The 16704-nt window shown below is 72.3% G+C and carries 13 protein-coding genes; 7 read left to right on the top strand and 6 right to left on the bottom strand.

The window, feature by feature from the left end:
- Window positions 1-22: 22 nt before the first annotated feature.
- Window positions 23-2269 carry an MMPL family transporter gene (locus H7827_RS18695; RefSeq protein WP_432746631.1) on the bottom strand — a complete coding sequence of 749 codons (2247 nt, stop codon included), beginning with the start codon at window positions 2267-2269 and terminating at the stop codon, window positions 23-25.
- A 178-nt stretch (window positions 2270-2447) separates the two neighbouring features.
- Between H7827_RS18695 and H7827_RS18690 the strand changes: the two genes are divergently transcribed.
- The 3 genes from H7827_RS18690 to H7827_RS18680 all read left to right on the top strand — a co-directional run bounded on the left by H7827_RS18690 (window position 2448) and on the right by H7827_RS18680 (window position 6729).
- Window positions 2448-5792 (top strand): S41 family peptidase, encoded by a 3345-nt coding sequence (locus tag H7827_RS18690; protein WP_432746630.1) that lies wholly within the window; start codon window positions 2448-2450, stop codon window positions 5790-5792.
- Window positions 5793-5868: 76 nt separating this feature from the next.
- Window positions 5869-6054: a hypothetical protein gene (locus tag H7827_RS18685; RefSeq protein ID WP_386533584.1), complete on the top strand. Its 186-nt coding sequence runs from the start codon at window positions 5869-5871 to the stop codon at window positions 6052-6054.
- 129 nt (window positions 6055-6183) lie between these two features.
- Window positions 6184-6729 (top strand): pyridoxamine 5'-phosphate oxidase family protein, encoded by a 546-nt coding sequence (locus H7827_RS18680; protein WP_432746629.1) that lies wholly within the window; start codon window positions 6184-6186, stop codon window positions 6727-6729.
- Window positions 6730-6787: 58 nt separating this feature from the next.
- On the opposite strand, the gene H7827_RS18675 is transcribed toward H7827_RS18680, so the two are convergent.
- The 4 genes from H7827_RS18675 to H7827_RS18660 all read right to left on the bottom strand — a co-directional run bounded on the left by H7827_RS18675 (window position 6788) and on the right by H7827_RS18660 (window position 11982).
- The gene (locus H7827_RS18675; protein ID WP_200366637.1) at window positions 6788-8179 is read right to left on the bottom strand and encodes an LCP family protein; all 1392 of its coding nucleotides are present in this window, start codon (window positions 8177-8179) and stop codon (window positions 6788-6790) included.
- Between the two features lie 88 nt (window positions 8180-8267).
- Window positions 8268-10982: a magnesium-translocating P-type ATPase gene (mgtA, locus tag H7827_RS18670; RefSeq protein ID WP_432746628.1), complete on the bottom strand. Its 2715-nt coding sequence runs from the start codon at window positions 10980-10982 to the stop codon at window positions 8268-8270.
- Window positions 10966-11349 (bottom strand): ArsR/SmtB family transcription factor, encoded by a 384-nt coding sequence (locus tag H7827_RS18665; protein WP_386533708.1) that lies wholly within the window; start codon window positions 11347-11349, stop codon window positions 10966-10968. Before H7827_RS18665 ends, mgtA begins: the two co-directional genes overlap by 17 nt.
- Before the next feature lie 36 nt (window positions 11350-11385).
- Window positions 11386-11982 carry a TetR/AcrR family transcriptional regulator gene (locus H7827_RS18660; RefSeq protein ID WP_432746627.1) on the bottom strand — a complete coding sequence of 199 codons (597 nt, stop codon included), beginning with the start codon at window positions 11980-11982 and terminating at the stop codon, window positions 11386-11388.
- 93 nt (window positions 11983-12075) lie between these two features.
- On the opposite strand from H7827_RS18660, the gene H7827_RS18655 reads away from it, so the two are divergent.
- Window positions 12076-13065 carry an ABC transporter permease gene (locus tag H7827_RS18655; RefSeq protein WP_432746626.1) on the top strand — a complete coding sequence of 330 codons (990 nt, stop codon included), beginning with the start codon at window positions 12076-12078 and terminating at the stop codon, window positions 13063-13065.
- 41 nt (window positions 13066-13106) lie between these two features.
- Here the strand turns inward: H7827_RS18655 and H7827_RS18650 are convergent, their stop codons facing one another.
- Window positions 13107-13601 carry a GNAT family N-acetyltransferase gene (locus tag H7827_RS18650; protein ID WP_386533601.1) on the bottom strand — a complete coding sequence of 165 codons (495 nt, stop codon included), beginning with the start codon at window positions 13599-13601 and terminating at the stop codon, window positions 13107-13109.
- Between the two features lie 162 nt (window positions 13602-13763).
- Between H7827_RS18650 and H7827_RS18645 the strand changes: the two genes are divergently transcribed.
- The 3 genes from H7827_RS18645 (at window position 13764) to H7827_RS18635 (ending at window position 16703) form a co-directional block, all read left to right on the top strand.
- Window positions 13764-14573: an exodeoxyribonuclease III gene (locus H7827_RS18645; protein ID WP_432746625.1), complete on the top strand. Its 810-nt coding sequence runs from the start codon at window positions 13764-13766 to the stop codon at window positions 14571-14573.
- A gap of 202 nt (window positions 14574-14775) precedes the next feature.
- Entirely contained in the window at window positions 14776-15762 is a 987-nt protein-coding gene (locus tag H7827_RS18640; RefSeq protein WP_386533607.1) for an ABC transporter permease, read from the top strand.
- A gap of 65 nt (window positions 15763-15827) precedes the next feature.
- The gene (locus H7827_RS18635) at window positions 15828-16703 is read left to right on the top strand and encodes a carbohydrate ABC transporter permease (protein WP_432748000.1); all 876 of its coding nucleotides are present in this window, start codon (window positions 15828-15830) and stop codon (window positions 16701-16703) included.
- The last annotated feature ends 1 nt before the right edge of the window (window position 16704 follow it).

Raw genomic sequence — 16704 nt, 5'->3', positions numbered from 1 at the left:
GGGGTCCGGATCTCCGGGACGGTCAGCTGACGCCGGCCGGCTCGGGCTCCTTGGCGGTGGCGGCCTGACGCCCCTTGCCGGTGGACTCCAGGTACTTCTCCAGCGTCTCGCCCTCGACGTCGACGTTGGGCAGGATGCGGTCCAGCCACTTGGGCATCCACCAGGCGCGCTCGCCCAGCAGGCCCATCACGGCGGGCACGATCGTCATCCGGACCACGAAGGCGTCCAGCAGGATCGCCATCGCGAGGCCGAAGCCCATCATCATGACCATGGACTCGCCCATCGTCATGAAGCCGGCGAAGACCGAGATCATGATGATGCCGGCGGCGGTGACCACCCGGGCGTTGAGGTTGAAGCCGGTGATGATCGCCTGGTGCGGGGATTCGCCGTGGACGTGGGCCTCGCGCATCCGGGTCACGAGGAAGACCTCGTAGTCCATGGCGAGACCGAAGACCACACCGATCATGAAGATCGGCATCATGGACATGATCGGCTGCGGCTCGGCGCCGAACGCGCCCAGCCAGCCCCACTGGTAGACCGCGACCACGGCGCCCAGGGAGGCGAGCACCGAGAGCAGGAAGCCCAGGGCGGCCTTCAGCGGCACCAGCACGGAGCGGAAGACGAGCATCAGCAGGATGAAGGCGAGGCCGACGACCAGCGCCAGGTACGGGACGAGCGCGTCCGAGAGCACCTGCGAGAAGTCGCTCTGGGCGGCGGTCTGGCCCGAGACCAGGATGTTCACGCCGGTCTCGGCCTCCAACTGCGGGGCGAGGTCGCCGCGGATCTCGGCGACCAGGTCGGTGGTCTCCGCGCTGGAGGGGCTGCTGCCGGGGAAGACCGACATCATCGCGACGTTGCCGGCCTCGTTCGGGAACGCGGGCGCGGTGGCGACCACGTCGTCCAGTCCGCTGATGGCCTCGGCGATAGTGTCGGCGGAACCCATCACGTCGCCGCCGTCCGGCGCCTCCAGGACGATCATCAGCGGACCGTTGAAGCCGGGGCCGAAGCCCTCGGACAGCAGCTCGTACGCCTGGCGCTGGGTGGTGTCCGTGGCGGCGGTCCCGTTGTCGGGCAGGCCCAGTTCCAGGCTGGCGACCGGGGCGGCCATCAGGCCGAGACCGGCGACGGAGGCGACCAGCACCAGGACGGGGCGGCGCAGCACGCCCTTGGCCCAGCGGGTGCCGAAGTTCTCCTTGTCCTCCTCGCCCGTGCGGCCGAGGGTGGTGGGCACTCCGGTCTCGGGGTTCTGCGCGCGGTGCTTCCTGCCGAAGATCCGCTTGCCGATGATGCCGAGCGCGGCGGGCACCAGGGTGAGGGCGACGAGGACGGCCACGACGACGGTGGCGGCGGCGGACAGACCCATCTTGGTGAGGATCGGGATGCCGACCACGGCCAGGCCGGAGAGCGCGATGACCACGGTCAGGCCGGCGAAGACGACGGCGGATCCGGCGGTGCCGGCGGCCCGGCCGACCGCTTCCTCGCGGCTGTGTCCCGCCATCAGCTCGGCGCGGTAGCGGGAGGCGATGAACAGGGCGTAGTCGATGCCGACCGCGAGGCCGATCATGGTGGCGAGGATGCCGGTCATCTCGGTCAGGCCGAGGGTGGCGGAGAGCGCGCCGATGCCGGCGACGCCGATGCCGAGGCCGATGAGCGCGGTGAGCAGCGGCAGGCCGGCGGCGACCAGCGAGCCGAAGGTGATGACCAGCACGATGGCGGCGACGACGACGCCGATGATCTCGCCGCTGCCCATGTTCATCTCGGCGGTGACGAGCTCGCCGCTGGACTGGACGGTCAGGCCCGCGTCGGTGCCGGCCTCGACGGCGGACGCGAACTGGTCGCGCATGTCGTTGTCGACATCGGCCCAGGAGCCGTCGTAGGTGACGTCGACGTAGCCGATGGTCTCGTCGGGGCTGAGCTGGCCGCCCTCGTAGAAGTCGGTGACGGATATGACCTTGTCACCGGTGGCCAGCTGGTCGGTGACGGCGCGGACGGCCGCCTGGTTGGCGGGGTCGTTGAGGGTCTCGCCCTCGGGCGCCTGGAAGACGACCTTGGTGGTGAGGGCCTCGGCGTTGGCCTGGGGGAATTCCTCCGCCAACAGGTCGAACGCCTGCTGTGCCTCGGTCCCGGGCAGCGAGAACTCTTCCTCGGCGGGGTCGCCGGCGGTGGCCGCCGCGGCGCCGACGCCGACCAGCAGCGCGAGCCAGATCGCGACCACCCACCGGCGCCGCCGAAAACTCAGGCGGCCGAGCTTGTATAGAAACGTAGCCACGGGGCAGGTTCTCCTGTCCGGGTATCAGGGCGTGTGCAGGAAAGAGAAGTGTCAGTTCATGCCACGAGACGCCGACCCCGGCGGGCAGGATGAGAGAAGTTGCCATAATGTGGCCTAGATCACATGAACTGATCCTTCACGAGTTGCCCTGGGGCATGCTGCACCGAAGCATGGACACGTGAGCGACGAAGCCGAGCACGTAGACAGCTATCTGCGGTTCCCGCATCTGAACGGTGAACTGGTCTGCTTCACCGCCGAGGACGATCTGTGGCTCGCGCCGCTGCCCGCGCCGGGACACCGCACCGAACGCGCCTGGCGGCTGACCGTGGACCGCACCCGCCTCGGCCCTCCGCGCTTCTCCCCCGACGGCCGGCACATCGCCTTCACCACCTGGCGCTCCCTGGACCCGGAGATCCATCTCGCCCCGGTCGCGGGCGGCCCGGCCCGCCGGCTGACGTACTGGGGCTCGGCCGACACCCGGGTGTGCGGCTGGACCCCCGAGAGCCCCGCGGACCCGGGCGGCGCGCCGGCGCAGGAGCCGCGCATCCTGGCGGTGGGCTCGCACGATCAGCCGTTCTCCCACTTCACCTGGGCCTATCAGGTGCCGCTCGACGGCGCGCCCGGCGACCGGCTGCCCTGGGGCCCGGTGGCCGACATCGCGGTCAGCGGCTGCGGCGGCGAGCGGCGCACCCTGCTGCTGACCGCCAAGGCACCGCACGAGCCGGCGGCCTGGAAGCGCTACCGGGGCGGGGCGACCGGGCAGCTGTGGCTGCACGGCGAGCGCCTCCTCCCGGACCTCGCGGGCCACATCGAGTGCCCGATGTTCGTCGGTGACCGGATCGCCTTTCTCTCCGATCACGAAGGGGTCGGAAATCTCTACTCCTGCCGCCCCGACGGCAGCGGGCTGCGGCGGCACACCGATCACGACGCGTTCTACGCCCGGCAGGCCGCCACCGACGGCGAGCGCGTCATCTACAGCTGCGCCGGACAGCTGTGGCTGGCCGCGGACCTGGGCGACCCGGCCGCCGTACCGCGCCGCCTGGACATCCGGCTCGGCGGCCCGCGCGCCGGGCGCCGCCGCTACCAGGTGCCCACCGCCAGCCACGTCGACTCGCTCGCCGTGGACACCACCGGCCGGGCCTCCGCCGTGTGCGTGCGCGGCAGCCTGTACTGGCTCACCCACCGCGACGGCCCGGCCCGGGTCATCGCGGCCACCCCCGGGGTACGGGTCAGGCTGCCGGAGATGCTGGGCGATACCGGCCGCATCGCGTACATCACCGACGCGGACGGCGCCGACGCCATCGAGATCGCCTATCTGCCGCGCGCCAGCGGCGGCCGGGACCCGCGCCGGCTGCGCACCGGGGACCTGGGCCGGGTGCTGGAGCTGGTGGCCTCCCCCGACGGCCGGACGCTGGCGGTCTCCTCGCACGACGGGCGGCTGCTGGTCGTGACGGTCCCGGAGGCGGAGGAGGAGCCGGACGAGACCACGCCGCAGGAGCTGATCCGCTCCATCAACGGCCCCGTGCGCGATCTGGCCTTCTCCCCCGACTCGCGCTGGCTGGCGTGGGCGCATCCCGGCATCGGCCGCTCGCTCTCCCAGATCAAGATCGCGCGGTGGGCGGAGGCCGAGCGCACCGTCCTGGATGTCACCGACGGCCGTTTCGAGGACGAGGAGCCGGTCTTCACCAGCGACGGCCGTTTCCTGGCCTTCCTGTCCTGGCGCGGCTTCGACCCGGTGTACGACGTGCACAGCGGCGATCTGTCCTTCCCGCTGGGGTCGCGCCCCTATCTGGTCCCGCTGTCCTCGGCGACCCGTTCCCCGTTCGCGATCACCCCCGAGGGGCGCCCGGCGGCCGGCGGCCTGGACCCGGACGAGACGAGCAGCGCGACCGGCGCCGACGGCTCGGTGCGGGTGGAGGCGGAGGGCCTCGCCAGCCGGGTGGTGCCCTTCCCGGTGTCCGCCTCGAAGTACTCGGCGCTGTGCCCGGTCAGCGGCGGCGGCCTGGTGTGGCTGCGCTGGCCGATCTCGGGCGCGCTGGGCGAGACCTTCCTGAATCCGGACGACACCTCGGGCAAGCCCACGCTGGAGCACTTCGATCCGGTGCGGGCCAAGCGCACCGAGCTGACCGAGGACGTGGACTGGTTCGCGCTGAGCGCGGACGGCACGCGGATGGTGGTGTGCGAGGACGACGAGCTGCGCGCGGTGCCGGCCACCGAGCTGGGCGACGGCGACTCGACGGTGCCCCTGGACCTGCGCCGGATCGTGCACGAGGCGGACCCGGCGACGGAGTGGCGGCAGGCGTACGCGGAGGCGGGCCGGATCGTGCGGGCCTACTTCTGGGAGCCGGACATGTGCGGCATCGACTGGGACGCGGTGCTGGAGCAGTACCGGCCGCTGGTGGAGCGGGTGGCGACGCCGGACGAGTTCGCCGATCTGCTGCGCGAGGTGATGGGCGAACTGGGCACCTCGCACGCCTATGTGACCGGGGCGCGGCGCAGTGAGGGCCCGCGGCACTACCAGCGGGCGCAGGGGCTGCTGGGGGCGGATTTCACCCGGTCCAAGGAGGCCGGCGCGTGGCTGCTGGCGCGGATCCTGCCGGGCGAGTCCTCGGACCCCAAGGCGCGTTCGCCGCTGGCGGGCACCGGGGTGCGCGAGGGCGCGGCGCTCACGCATGTGGACGGACGCCCGGTGGATCCGGTGGCGGGCCCGTATCCGCTGCTGGCGGCGACCGGCGGCACGTCGGTGGAGCTGACGTTCGCGGAGGAGGACGGCGCGGGCACCCGCCGGGTGGCGGTGGTGCCGCTGATCCACGACCAGCCGCTGCGGTACCAGGACTGGGTGGCGCGGCGCCGCGCGGTGGTGCGGCAGCTGTCGGGCGGGAAGTGCGGCTATGTGCACATCCCCGACATGGGGGGTTCGGGGTGGGCGCAGTTCAACCGGGATCTGCGGCGCGAGTTCGCGTATCCGGCGCTGATCGTTGATGTCCGGGGCAACGCGGGCGGCCACATCAGCGAGCTGGTGGTGGAGAAGTTGACCCGCACCATCGTGGGCTGGGACCTGACCCGCAACGCGCAGCCCGTCTCGTACGCCTCGGACGCGCCGCGCGGTCCGGTGGTGGCGCTGGCGGACGAGGCGACCTCCTCCGACGGGGACATGATCACGGCGGTGTTCCGGTTGCAGGGGGTGGGTCCGGTGGTCGGCAGCCGCACCTGGGGCGGGGTGGTCGGCATCACGGGGCGGCACCGGCTCGGGGACGGGACGGTGATCACGGTGCCGATGAACGCGGCGTGGTTCGAGGGCTACGGCTGGGGCGTGGAGAACTGGGGCGTGGCGCCGGACATTCCCTCCGGGCGGACCCCGTTGGACTGGGCGGAAGGCCGGTACGGGGTGCTGGACACGGCGGTGCGCACGGCGCTGGACCTGCTGGAGCGGCATCCGCCGGGGTCGCCGCCGGATTACCGGGACGTTCCGGACCGGCGGCGACCCGTGCTGCCGCCCCGTACCGCTGCCCCGGATGCGTGATTAGGCCGTTCGTGGGACGGTGAATGAAAGGGATGCAACGGACATTTCTTTCTGCCGATTGCGCGAAGGAGCACCCATGGGCATCGGAGACCAGTTCAAGGACAAGGCGCAGGAGCTTCAGCAGCGCGCCAAGGACGCCATGAACAAGGACAAGGACGAGCAGGACCAGAACCAGAACCAGGACCAGAACCCCGAGCGTGGCAGGCAGCAGAACAGCTCCGGCCAGGATCAGGGGTACCGGGACGATCAGGGCGGCACCTGACCGCATCGGCCCTTCCGTGCGCCGTGCCCTCCACCTCCGGGTGGGGGGCACGAGCGGTGTGCGCGGGCGCGCGCCCCGGCCGCCCGCCGCGCGGTGGCGCGGCCACCGGGCCCGGTCCACCGTGGAACCATGACCAGCACCCGCAAAGAGCCGCTGACCTCGCTCGATGTCCGCTACAGCAGCCCGGAGGCGCGCGCCATGCCCTGGGCCGAGGCCTGGACCATGCTGGAGCGTGCCGAGCTGTACTGGCTCTCGACCGTACGGCCGGACCACGCCCCGCACGTCACACCGGTGCTGGCCGTCACCCACGCCGGGGCGCTGTACTTCACCACCGGGGAGCGGGAGCGCAAGGGCCGCAACCTGGCCGCCAACCCCGCCTGCGTGCTGACCACCGGGTGCAACTCCCTGACGGGGGGCACCGATCTGGTGGTGGAGGGGCGGGCCGAACGGATCACCGGCGACGCCCTGCTCCAGGCCGTCGCGGACGCCTTCCTCGCCAAGTACGGTCCGGACTGGCACCTCACCGTGCGGGCCGGGTTCCTGGTGCTGCCGGGCGGGGGCGCCACCGGGACGGAGGCCGGGGAGGGGCCGCGGGCGGCGGCGTTCGAGGTGCGCCCGGCCACCGCCTTCGGCTTCCGCAAGGGCGTCTACGGTCAGACCCGCTGGCGCTTTTGAACCGCGCGCCGCAGCGGCCGGGCCGCGTCCGCGGCGGTGCGCCGTCGCCCCGTCCCCGTCAGCCCCGGACGCCGTCGAAGTCGGCGCCGATGGTCAGGGTGAGCACGCCGGGCAGATCGTCGGTGGTCTGCCGGGTCTCGGCCCCCGGCACCCGCGATCCCAGGACGTCGGCGTGGCCCTCCAGGCCCTCCGGGTAGCTGATGGTGGTGGTCTCGGCCGGGTCGGCGTTGCCGGTGGAGACCACCTGGAAGCCCAGGTTCCGCAGCCGGTCGGCGACCTCGGCGGCCTGACCCGTGGTGCCGGTGCCGTTCAGCACCCGCACCCGTACCTCGGCTGGGGACGGCGCGGACTCGGCGGCCTGCTCCAGTTGCTCCTTGGTGATCTCCTCGTCCTTGGCGAGCGAGGTGAAGAGCATCTCGGTGGCCGGGTAGTCCCACACCACATTGGCCTTGTCGGTGGGGACGTCCAGCTCACGCGGGTAGTTGGGGACCGTGATGAAGGTCAGCTTGTCGGCCGGCACGCCCTGGAGCTCGGTGGCCAGGTTGTACAGGGCGTCCAGGCTGGCCAGCTCGGGGTCGGTGGTCAGCGACTTGGTGACCGCGTCCATGAACCCGTACAGCGAGGTGGGGCTGGTGAGCTTGGACTGCGCCTTCTCGGCCAGCGCGTTCATGAAGTCCTGCTGGCGCTCGATGCGGCCGATGTCGCTGCCGTCGCCGACGCTGTAGCGGACCCGGACGAAGCCGAGCGCGTCCTCGCCGTTCAGCGTCTGGCAGCCGGCCTCCAGGGTGACGTGCGCCTTCACGTCGTCGATCGGCTCGTCCAGGCACATGTCCACGCCGCCCAGGGCGTCCACCATGTCCTTGAAGCCGAGGAAGTCGAGGGAGACGAAGTTCTCGATGCGCAGCCCGGTGTTCTGCTCCAGGGTGCGGATGGTGCAGGCCGCCGCGCCGCCCGCGTCGCCGTTGATGCCGCCGAGCGCGTACGACTCGTTGATCTTGGCGTGGTGCGGCTCGGTCATCACCCCGTCGCCCATGTCGCAGGAGGGGATCTCCACCCAGGAGTCGCGCGGGATGGACACCACGGTGGCCCACTCCCGGTTCTCCGCGATGTGCAGGATCATCAGGGTGTCCGAGCGCATCCCCTCGACCGCGCCGTAGTCGTCCATGCCCTCACGGGTGTCCGAGCCGGCCACCAGGATGGTCTTGGCGCCGGGGCTGAGGTCCTCGGGGCGGTCCTCGCCGAGCTTGTCGTCGATGGTCGCGGAGGTGATGTTGCCGTTGAGCTTCTGATATATCCAGTACACGCCGCCGGCGCCGGCCAGGATGACGAAGGCCAGGACCCCCGCGGTCCACAGCAGCACGCGTTTGCCGCGCTTGCTCCCGCCCGCCGAGCCGTCCGTGCCGCGCTTGCGTCGCGTCGGCGCGTTCTTCGAGCGATGTGAGCCGGCCACGCTGCTCCCCCGTTACGAATTTCCGCGCGTCATGAGTCGTTCGATCCGACGCCCTGGGACGGACACCAGTTCCCCGATTGCGCAAACTCTAAAGTATGGAAATGGCGCCCCGGTAACGCGCCCTGATGAAGCCCAGCGCTCCGGCGTACAGCACGAGCACCACCCCCAGCAGCGGATAGTACGCGCCGGGCAGGGTGGCGGTCAGCCCCAGGGCGGGCGCGAGCGGCGACAGCGGCAGCAGCAGCCCGATCGCGGTGAGCCCGGCCACGGCCGCCACGACGGGCGGCGGCATCCGGCGCGCGGAGCCCGGCCGCAGCAGCCAGATCACCAGCGCCTGGGTGAGCAGGTTCTCGGTGAACCAGCCGGCGTGGAAGACCGCGTGCGTGTCCAGGCCGGCCGCCGAGGGCAGACTCAGCAGCCAGCCGAGCGCGGCGAAGGTCCCCAGGTCGGCGGCGGCGTTGAGGGCACCGAAGCGCAGCACGAACGCGGTGAAGGCACGCGGGCGCAGCACGGTGGGACCGTCGCGGGCCCCGGCCCGCGGCTCGGCCCGGTCGAAGGCGAACGCGAGCTGGGCGGCGTCGAAGCACAGGTTCTGGACCAGTACCTGGAGCGGCAGCATCGGCAGGAAAGGCAGCAGCAGCCCGGCGACCATCATCGCGATGACGTTGCCGAGGTTGGAGGAGAGCACCACCCGCAGATAGGTGGTGATGTTGCGGGTGGTGTCCCGGCCGCAGGTCACCGCGCGACCGATCGCGGTGAGGTCCTTGCCGGCCAGCACCACGTCCGCCCCGGCCCGGGTGACGTCGGCGGCGCCCAGCGGGCAGATGCCGACATCGGCGGCGTGCAGCGCGGGCAGATCGTTGACGCCGTCGCCCAGGAACCCGGTGGGGTGCCCCGCCGCGCGCAGCACCTCCACGACGCGGGCCTTGTGGGCGGGCGTGCAGCGGGCGAAAACGGTACGGGTGGCGGCCAGCTCGGCCAGCTCGGCGTCGTCGAGGGTCTCGGTGTGCGCCCCGGTGACCACCGTGCCGGGCGGCCCCGGGTCCAGGCCCAGGTCGCGGCAGGCGCGGGCGGCGGTGGCCGGGTGGTCGCCGGTGAGCACCTTGACGGCTATCCCCTGGCGGGCGAGGGCGGACAGCGCCTCGGCGGCCCCGGGCGCGAGTTCGTCGCGCAGGGCGACGAAGCCCAGCAGGGTCAGCTCGCGTTCGGCGGACTCGGGGGTGAGGCCGGCGGGTACGGTCCGGCCGGGGCGGCGGGCCATGGCGACGGCCAGCAGCCGCAGTCCGGCGGCCGCCTGCCGCTCGGCGAGTGCCAGCACCTCCAGCCGGCGCGCCTCGTCCAGCGCCCGCTCCCCACCCGCTTCCGTACGCAGGCGCGTGCAGCGGGGCAGCACCTCCTCCACGGCACCCTTCACCACCACCGTGTGCGTACCGGGGTGGTCGGGCTCGCGGACGACGGCGGTGGCCCGGCGGCGTACCGGGTCGAACGGCAGCGCGGCGAGGCCGGTCAACCGGCCGCAGGGATCGCCGGGGTCGGGGTCACCGGGGCCGCCCGCCCGCAGGATGGCCTCGTCCAGCGGGTCGGGGGCGGGCAGTTCCGCCAGGTGCAGCGTCCAGTGGGCGTTGACGGCCGCCCAGCCCAGCACTTCGGGGTCGGGCCGGCCCCAGGGGTCGAGCGCGCCGTGCAGCACGGGCCGGTCCCGGGTGAGGGTGCCGGTCTTGTCGGTGCACAGCACCTCCATGGCGCCCAGGTCGTGCAGGGCGGGCAGCCGGCGGACCATCACCGCGTGCTCCCCGGCGAGCCGCACCGCGCCCCTGGCCAGCGACACGTTCACCACCACCGGCAGCATCTCGGGGGTGAGGGCCACCGCGACGGCCACCGCGAGCGGCACGGTGTCCAGGGCCGGGCCGCGCAGCACGGTGTGTGCGGCCAGCACCAGCGCGGCGGCGCACAGCATCAGCCGGATCAGGGTCCACGAGACGCCGCCCAGCGCCTGGTGGAAGACGGTGCCGCCGGTGGTCCGGCGCGGGACCGGGCGGGACTGCCGGGCCCAGAACGTGCCCGCGCCGGTGGCGACCACCACCCCCGTACCGCTGCCGGTGGCCACGCTGCCGCCCTGCAGGCACAGGTGCCGCTGCCCGGGGAGATCCCCGGAGGGCGGGGCGCCGGGGGTGTCCCGCGCGTTCCGGGTGACGGGGGCGGACTCGCCGGTGAGCGCCGGCTGGTGCACGGTCAGCCCGGTGGCGCGCAGCAGCCGTACATCGGCGGGCACCACGTCCCCGGGCCCCAGCAGCACCACATCGCCCGGCACCAGCTGGTCGACCGGCAGCTCGCGCACCCGCGGCTCCGCGCCGGGGGCGGGGCGGCGCCGTACGGTCGCGGTGGCGGCGACCAGTTCGCGCAGCCCGGCGGCGGCGCGTTCGGCCCGGTGTTCGCCGGCGGAGCGCAGGACGCAGCTGATGACCACCAGCACGGTGATGACGGCGGCGGTGGCCCAGGCGGAGACGGCCGCGGACACCACGCCCAGGACGAGCAGGACGGCGCTGAACGGGTCGCGCAGGCTGCGGGCGAAGCGGCGGAGCCGGCCGGGCGGGTGGGTGGTGGGTGGCGTGTTCTCGCCGTAGCGTTCCAGGAGCCGCTGGGCCCGGGGCTCGTCCAGGCCGCGCGGTGAGGTCTCCAGCGCGCGCAGCACTTCCAGGGTGGTCAGCCGGCTCAGGACGGCCGGATCGGTGGTGTCCGGGCGGGCGGCGGTGAGCTGCGGGGGCGCGGCGGGGCGCGCGGACGCCTCAGATCCCCAGGCCATGCGCGCGCCGGGGCGCCGGGGGCACCGCGGAGCGGCCCGGAGTGCGGTCGGCGAGCTGGCCGACCATCAGCCGTACGACGGTGACCACGTCGGGGTCGTCCACGAGGTAGACCACGCGGCGGCCCTCGCGCCGGGATCGGACCAGACCGGCGAGTTTGAGCTTGGCGAGGTGCTGGCTGACGGCGGGGAGGGTGCCGCCGACGCGTTCGGCGAGACCGCTCACGTCGCTCTCGCCCTCGGCGAGCGCCCACACGATGTGCAGCCGGGCGGTGGAGGCCAGCAGCCCGAAGGCGGCGGCGGCTTCCGTCAGGAGTTCGGGTGACGGGTCATCGTCACGCCCGCCCGCCGGCCCCGCCGTTGTGCCCACCACGAACCTTCCGCCATCGGAACGCCTCCGAATGCCTCAGTCTAGGGTCAATGAGGTCAGGCCCCGAAGACCGTCGCGCAGCACGTCCGGCCGGAGGTCGGGCGCGAGCAGCGCACGCTGGATCAAGAACCCCTGCACACAGGCGGCGACGGTACGGGCGACGTGCTCGGCGGGGATGTCGTCGCGCATGAGCCCCTGGCGCTGGTAGTTCTGGGTGATGGCGGTCCAGGAGGCGATCACCGTGTTGATGCCCCGGTGCAGGACGGCGGCGAGTTCGGGGTTGCGCAGGGTCTCCGCCCACACCTGGATGATCAGCGAGGGGGGCACGTCGAGGCTCTGGAGCACCTCCTCCAGGGTGTCGGCCAGCACGTCCCCGGGCTGGACGGGCGGCTCGGCGGCCGCGGCGCGGGAGAAGGAGCCGCCGACCCGCTCCAGGACCTCCAGGGCGAGGGCGACGATGATGGCGTCCTTGGAGGGGAAGTAGCGGTAGACCGCTCCGGCGGACAGGCCGGTCTCCTTGAGCACGTCCTGCATGGACGTGGCGTGGAAGCCGTCGCGCGCGAAGCAGCGCGCGGCGCCCTCCACGATCTGCCGGCGGCGGGCATCGAGATGTTCCTGCGAGACACGGGCCACGCCGGCGAGCCTAAAACGAACGTTCCTTCTTGACAAGCGTCGCGCCCCGGTCGTAAAACGAATGCTCATTCTCTTTGACCCCGGAGCACCGCCATGCCAACCCAGACCCGGAAGCTGATCACCGTCCTGGTGGCGCTGCCGCTCGCCATCACCTTCATCCTGTGGGCCTTCGCCTGGCCGGTGGCCAGGACCGCCCCCCACGACCTGCCGCTGGGCGTGGCCGGCCCCGCCGAGGCGACGGCCCCCGTGGTGGCCGGGCTCGACGCGCGCGGCGGCGCGTTCGAGGTGCACACCTATCCGGACGCGGAGGCCGCCACCGCCGCGATCGAGAACCGCGATGTCTACGGCGCGCTGGTGCTCGGCCCGCGGGGCGCCGAGCTGCTGACCGCGTCCGCCGCGAGCCCTTCCGTCGCCCAGTTGCTGGAGCAGGTCGCCGCCCAGGGGCTGCCCGAGGGCACCGAACTCACCGTGACCGATGTCGTACCGACCCCGGACGGCGATCCGCGCGGCGCCGTTTTCGGGGTGAGCGTGCTGCCGATGGCGATGGCGGGCATCGCCCTGGGCGCGCTGGTCACCCTGCTGCGGCTGCGCGGCCGGTACGCGATCGCGGCGCTGACCGGCACGGCGGCCCTGGTGGGGGTGGCCGGGGCGCTGATCGGCCACAGCTGGCTGGGCGCGATGGCCGGGAACTGGTGGACGGTGGCCGCCTCGCTGGGGCTGATGGCGCTGGCGGGCGGGGCGACGGTGGCCGGGCTGGCGGCGCTGCTGGGGCCGCGCGGCATCGGGGCCGGCGCGGTGCTCCTGATGATGCTGGGCAACCCCTGGTCGGGCGCCACCTCGGCCCCGGAGATGCTGCCGAGCCCGGTCGGGACACTGGGCCAGCTGCTGCCCACCGGCTCGGGGGCGACCCTGCTGCGCGACGTCGCGTTCTTCGACGGCGCGGGGGCGGCGTACCCGCTGGCGGTGCTCACGGCCTGGACGGTGGCCGGGCTGGCCGCGGTGGCCGTGGTGCACCACCGCCGCCGGGGCGGCCCGGTGGCGGAGGCTCCGCCCGCCTCCCCGGCCCCGGCGATGGCGCGCTGATCCACCCTGCGATCAGCCGCTCGCCCGGCCGGACCGCCCGGTCAGGCGAGCGGCTTGGTGTAGCAGCGGCTGCTGGTGTGGAAGCGGTAGTAGCCGAACTTGCCGCCCTCCGGCACCAGGGCGTAGCCGCTGGACTCGTACAGCTGGATCGCCTCGGGCTGCTTGGTACCGGTCTCCAGCACCATCCGCCGCCGGCCGGCGGCGCGGGCGGTCTCCTCCAGATGGGCCAGGATCAGCCGGGAGAAGCCGTGCCCGCGGGCCTCGGGGACGATGTACATCCGCTTGATCTCCGCGTCGCCCAGCGCGTACCCCTCACCGAGCGAGGTCTCGTCGTGGGAGCGCCAGCCGCCGGTGCCGATGGGGACCCCGTCGGCGTCGTACGCCAGGACGTACAGGCCGGCGGGCGGGTCGAACATCTCGGGGGCGAGCGGGGTGAGGTCACCCTCGTCCTCGTAGCGTTCCGCGTACTCCGCCTGCACCCGGTCGTTGAGCTTCCGGGCGTCGGGGTGATCAAAGCGGGCGGTGACGAGCTTCATGCAGGTCATCGTACAAACCCGGAGGGTCGTGACGGTACGGGCACCTGCGGCGATTGATCACCATCTGGCCGGGTTGTCCCCGGGCCGAGTCGGTGGCGTAGGGTCGCGCGCGGAATCCGCAGCACCCCGCGCATCAGGGCAACATCCGGGAGGGCACTCACTGTGCACACCGTCACCACGGTCAACGTCAACGGCCTGCGGGCCGCCGCCACCAAGGGCTACCGGGAGTGGCTGACCGCCACCGAGGCGGACGTGGTGTGCCTCCAGGAGGTGCGCGCCGAGGAGAAGCAGCTGCCCCAGGAGGTACGGGAGCCGGCCGGCTGGCACGCGTACTGGGCGCCGGCCGCCGCCAAGGGCCGGGCGGGTGTGGCCCTGCTCACCCGGCGCGAGCCGGACGCCGTGCGCACCGGGTTCGGGGTCGCGGAGTTCGAGGACTCGGGGCGCTATCTGGAGGCCGACCTGCCGGGCCTGACCGTCGCCAGCCTCTACCTGCCCTCCGGCGAGGTGGGCACCGAGCGGCAGGCGGAGAAGGAGCGCTTCATGGCGGCGTTCCTGCCGTATCTGGTCGGGCTGCGCGAGCGTGCCGCCGCGCAGGGGCGCGAGGTGCTGGTGTGCGGCGACTGGAACATCGCCCACCAGGAGGCCGATCTGAAGAACTGGCGCGCCAACCGCAAGAACTCCGGCTTCCTCCCGGAGGAACGCGCCTGGCTGACCCGGGTGTTCGCGGCCGAGGGCGGCTACACCGATGTGGTGCGCGCGCTGCACCCCGAGCAGGAGGGCCCCTACTCCTGGTGGTCCTACCGGGGCCGGGCGTTCGACAACGACGCGGGCTGGCGGATCGATCTGCTGGCGGCCACCGCGGGGCTGGCCGGCCGGTGCGTCAAGGCGTACGTGGAGCGGGCGGCGACGCACGGGGAGCGCTGGTCGGACCACGCCCCGGTGACGGCGGTCTTCGAGGGCCTGCCGGGCTGAGCCCGTTCGGTTCTGTGCGTTCCTGACATCTGACCGGCCGCAGATCTCTGCGGCCGGTCAGCGCAGCAACACGTTTGCTATGCCTCTCAACAGGCAGTTCTGTCCGAACTGTTGACCTCCCTCAGCAATCGCTCTACCTTCCGTGAACCGTTTGAATCCGTTGGTTCCGTTGGCTAGATGCACCGAGCTGAGGGAGTGTTCGATGACGAGCACCATCGAGCGGACCGGCGGTTCCCCCGCCCCGTCCGCCGACCCGCCCGACCCGCCGCCCGCCTCCCCCGCGCGGACGGACCGCCTCGCCCGATGGGGCAGGGAACTGCGCGGCCAGCGCACCCTGTTGCTGCTCGCGCTCCCCGGCATCGCGTACTTCCTGGTCTTCCACTACGCCGCGCTGTTCGGCAATGTCATCGCCTTCAAGGACTTCGTGCCCTTCCAGGGCCTGTGGGAGAGCCCCTGGGTCGGCCTGGACAACTTCCAGCGGATGTTCGAGGACGCCGCCTTCTGGCAGGCTGCCTGGAACACCCTGGCCATCGCCGTACTCCAGTTGGTGTTCTTCTTCCCGCTGCCGCTCGCCCTGGCGCTGCTGCTGCACAGCCTGGCGCGCGGCGGCGTCCGCAAGCTGATCCAGTCGGTCGTCTACCTGCCGCACTTCCTGTCCTGGGTCATCGTGGTCGCGCTGTTCCAGCAACTGCTCGGCCCCACGGGGATGTTCGGCGGCAACGTCGCCTTCGTGACCGATGTGCTCGCCAACCCGGACGCGTTCAAGCCCCTGATGGTCGTCCAGATCATCTGGAAGGACTGCGGCTGGGGCACGATCATCTTCCTGGCCGCGCTCAGCCAGGTGAACCAGGATCTGTACGAGTCGGCCGCCCTCGACGGGGCGGGCCCGCGCCGCCGCTTCTGGCACGTCACGCTGCCCGCGATCCGGCCCATCGTCATCCTGCTGCTCATCATGCGGCTCGGCGACATCCTCACCGTCGGCTTCGAACAGATCCTGCTGCAACGCGACGCGGTGGGCCCCGAGGCCGGCGAGGTGCTGGACACCTTCGTCTACTACCAGGGCGTACTCGGCGCCGACTGGGGCTACTCGGCGGCGGCCGGTCTCTTCAAGGGTGTCGTCGGCGCGGTGCTCGTCTTCAGCGCCAACAAGATCGCACACCGGCTGGGCGAGCAGGGGGTCTACAAGTGAACCGAGACAGCCGGCCCACGCTCGCGGACCGCGTGGCGGGCCCCAGGGAACGCCGCCCCTCCTGGATGGAGAAGCCGCACTCGCTCACCCAGGTGGGCAAGGCGGTCTCCCTCGTCATCATCTGCGCGCTGATCCTCGTGCCGATCCTGGTGGTGTTCTCCACCTCGCTCGCCTCACCGGCCGAGGTGACGGAGAACGGCGGCTGGGTCCTCTTCCCCACCGAACCGACGCTCCAGGCCTACCAGGACATCCTCTCCGGCGGCACCATCACCCGCTCGCTCGCGGTGAGCGTGGGCATCACGGTGGTCGGCACGGCGGTCAGCCTGTTCGGGACCATCACCCTGGCCTACGTGCTCTCCCGCGAGCACTTCAGCCTGCGCAAACCGCTGCTGCTGATGGTGCTGTTCACCTTCCTCTTCCCGCCCGGGATGCTCCCGGGCTACCTGGTCGTCAAGGGCCTGGGGCTGCTCGACTCGTACTGGGCGCTGATCCTGCCGGTGGCCATCAACGTCTTCAACCTGGTCATCATGCGCGGCTTCTTCCAGGGACTGCCGCAGGAGCTGTACGACGCCGCCCGCATCGACGGGGCCGGCGAACTCACCGTGCTGCTGCGGATCGTGCTGCCGCTGTCCAGGGCGGTCATCGCGGTGATCGGCCTCTTCTACGCGGTCGGCTACTGGAACAGCTTCTTCTCCGCGATCCTCTACCTCAACGACTCCTCGAAATGGCCGCTCCAGGCGGTGCTCCAGACGGTGGTCACCAAGGGCGCCAACCTGGGCGGCAACACCACCGACGCGCTCTCCGACTCCGGCGCGGTCGCGGCGCCGCAGACGTACCAGATGGCCACGGTCGTCGTCGCGGTGATCCCGATCCTGATCATCTACCCCTTCATCCAGAAGTACTTCACCAAGGGCGTGCTGACCGGCGCCATCAAGAGCTGAG

The organism is Streptomyces sp. JH002, from assembly GCF_050916115.1.
In the GTDB taxonomy this organism is placed as follows: domain Bacteria; phylum Actinomycetota; class Actinomycetes; order Streptomycetales; family Streptomycetaceae; genus Streptomyces; species Streptomyces xiamenensis.
Note: the sequence above shows the minus strand (reverse complement) of the source record. Positions and strands in the feature narration are given on the sequence as shown.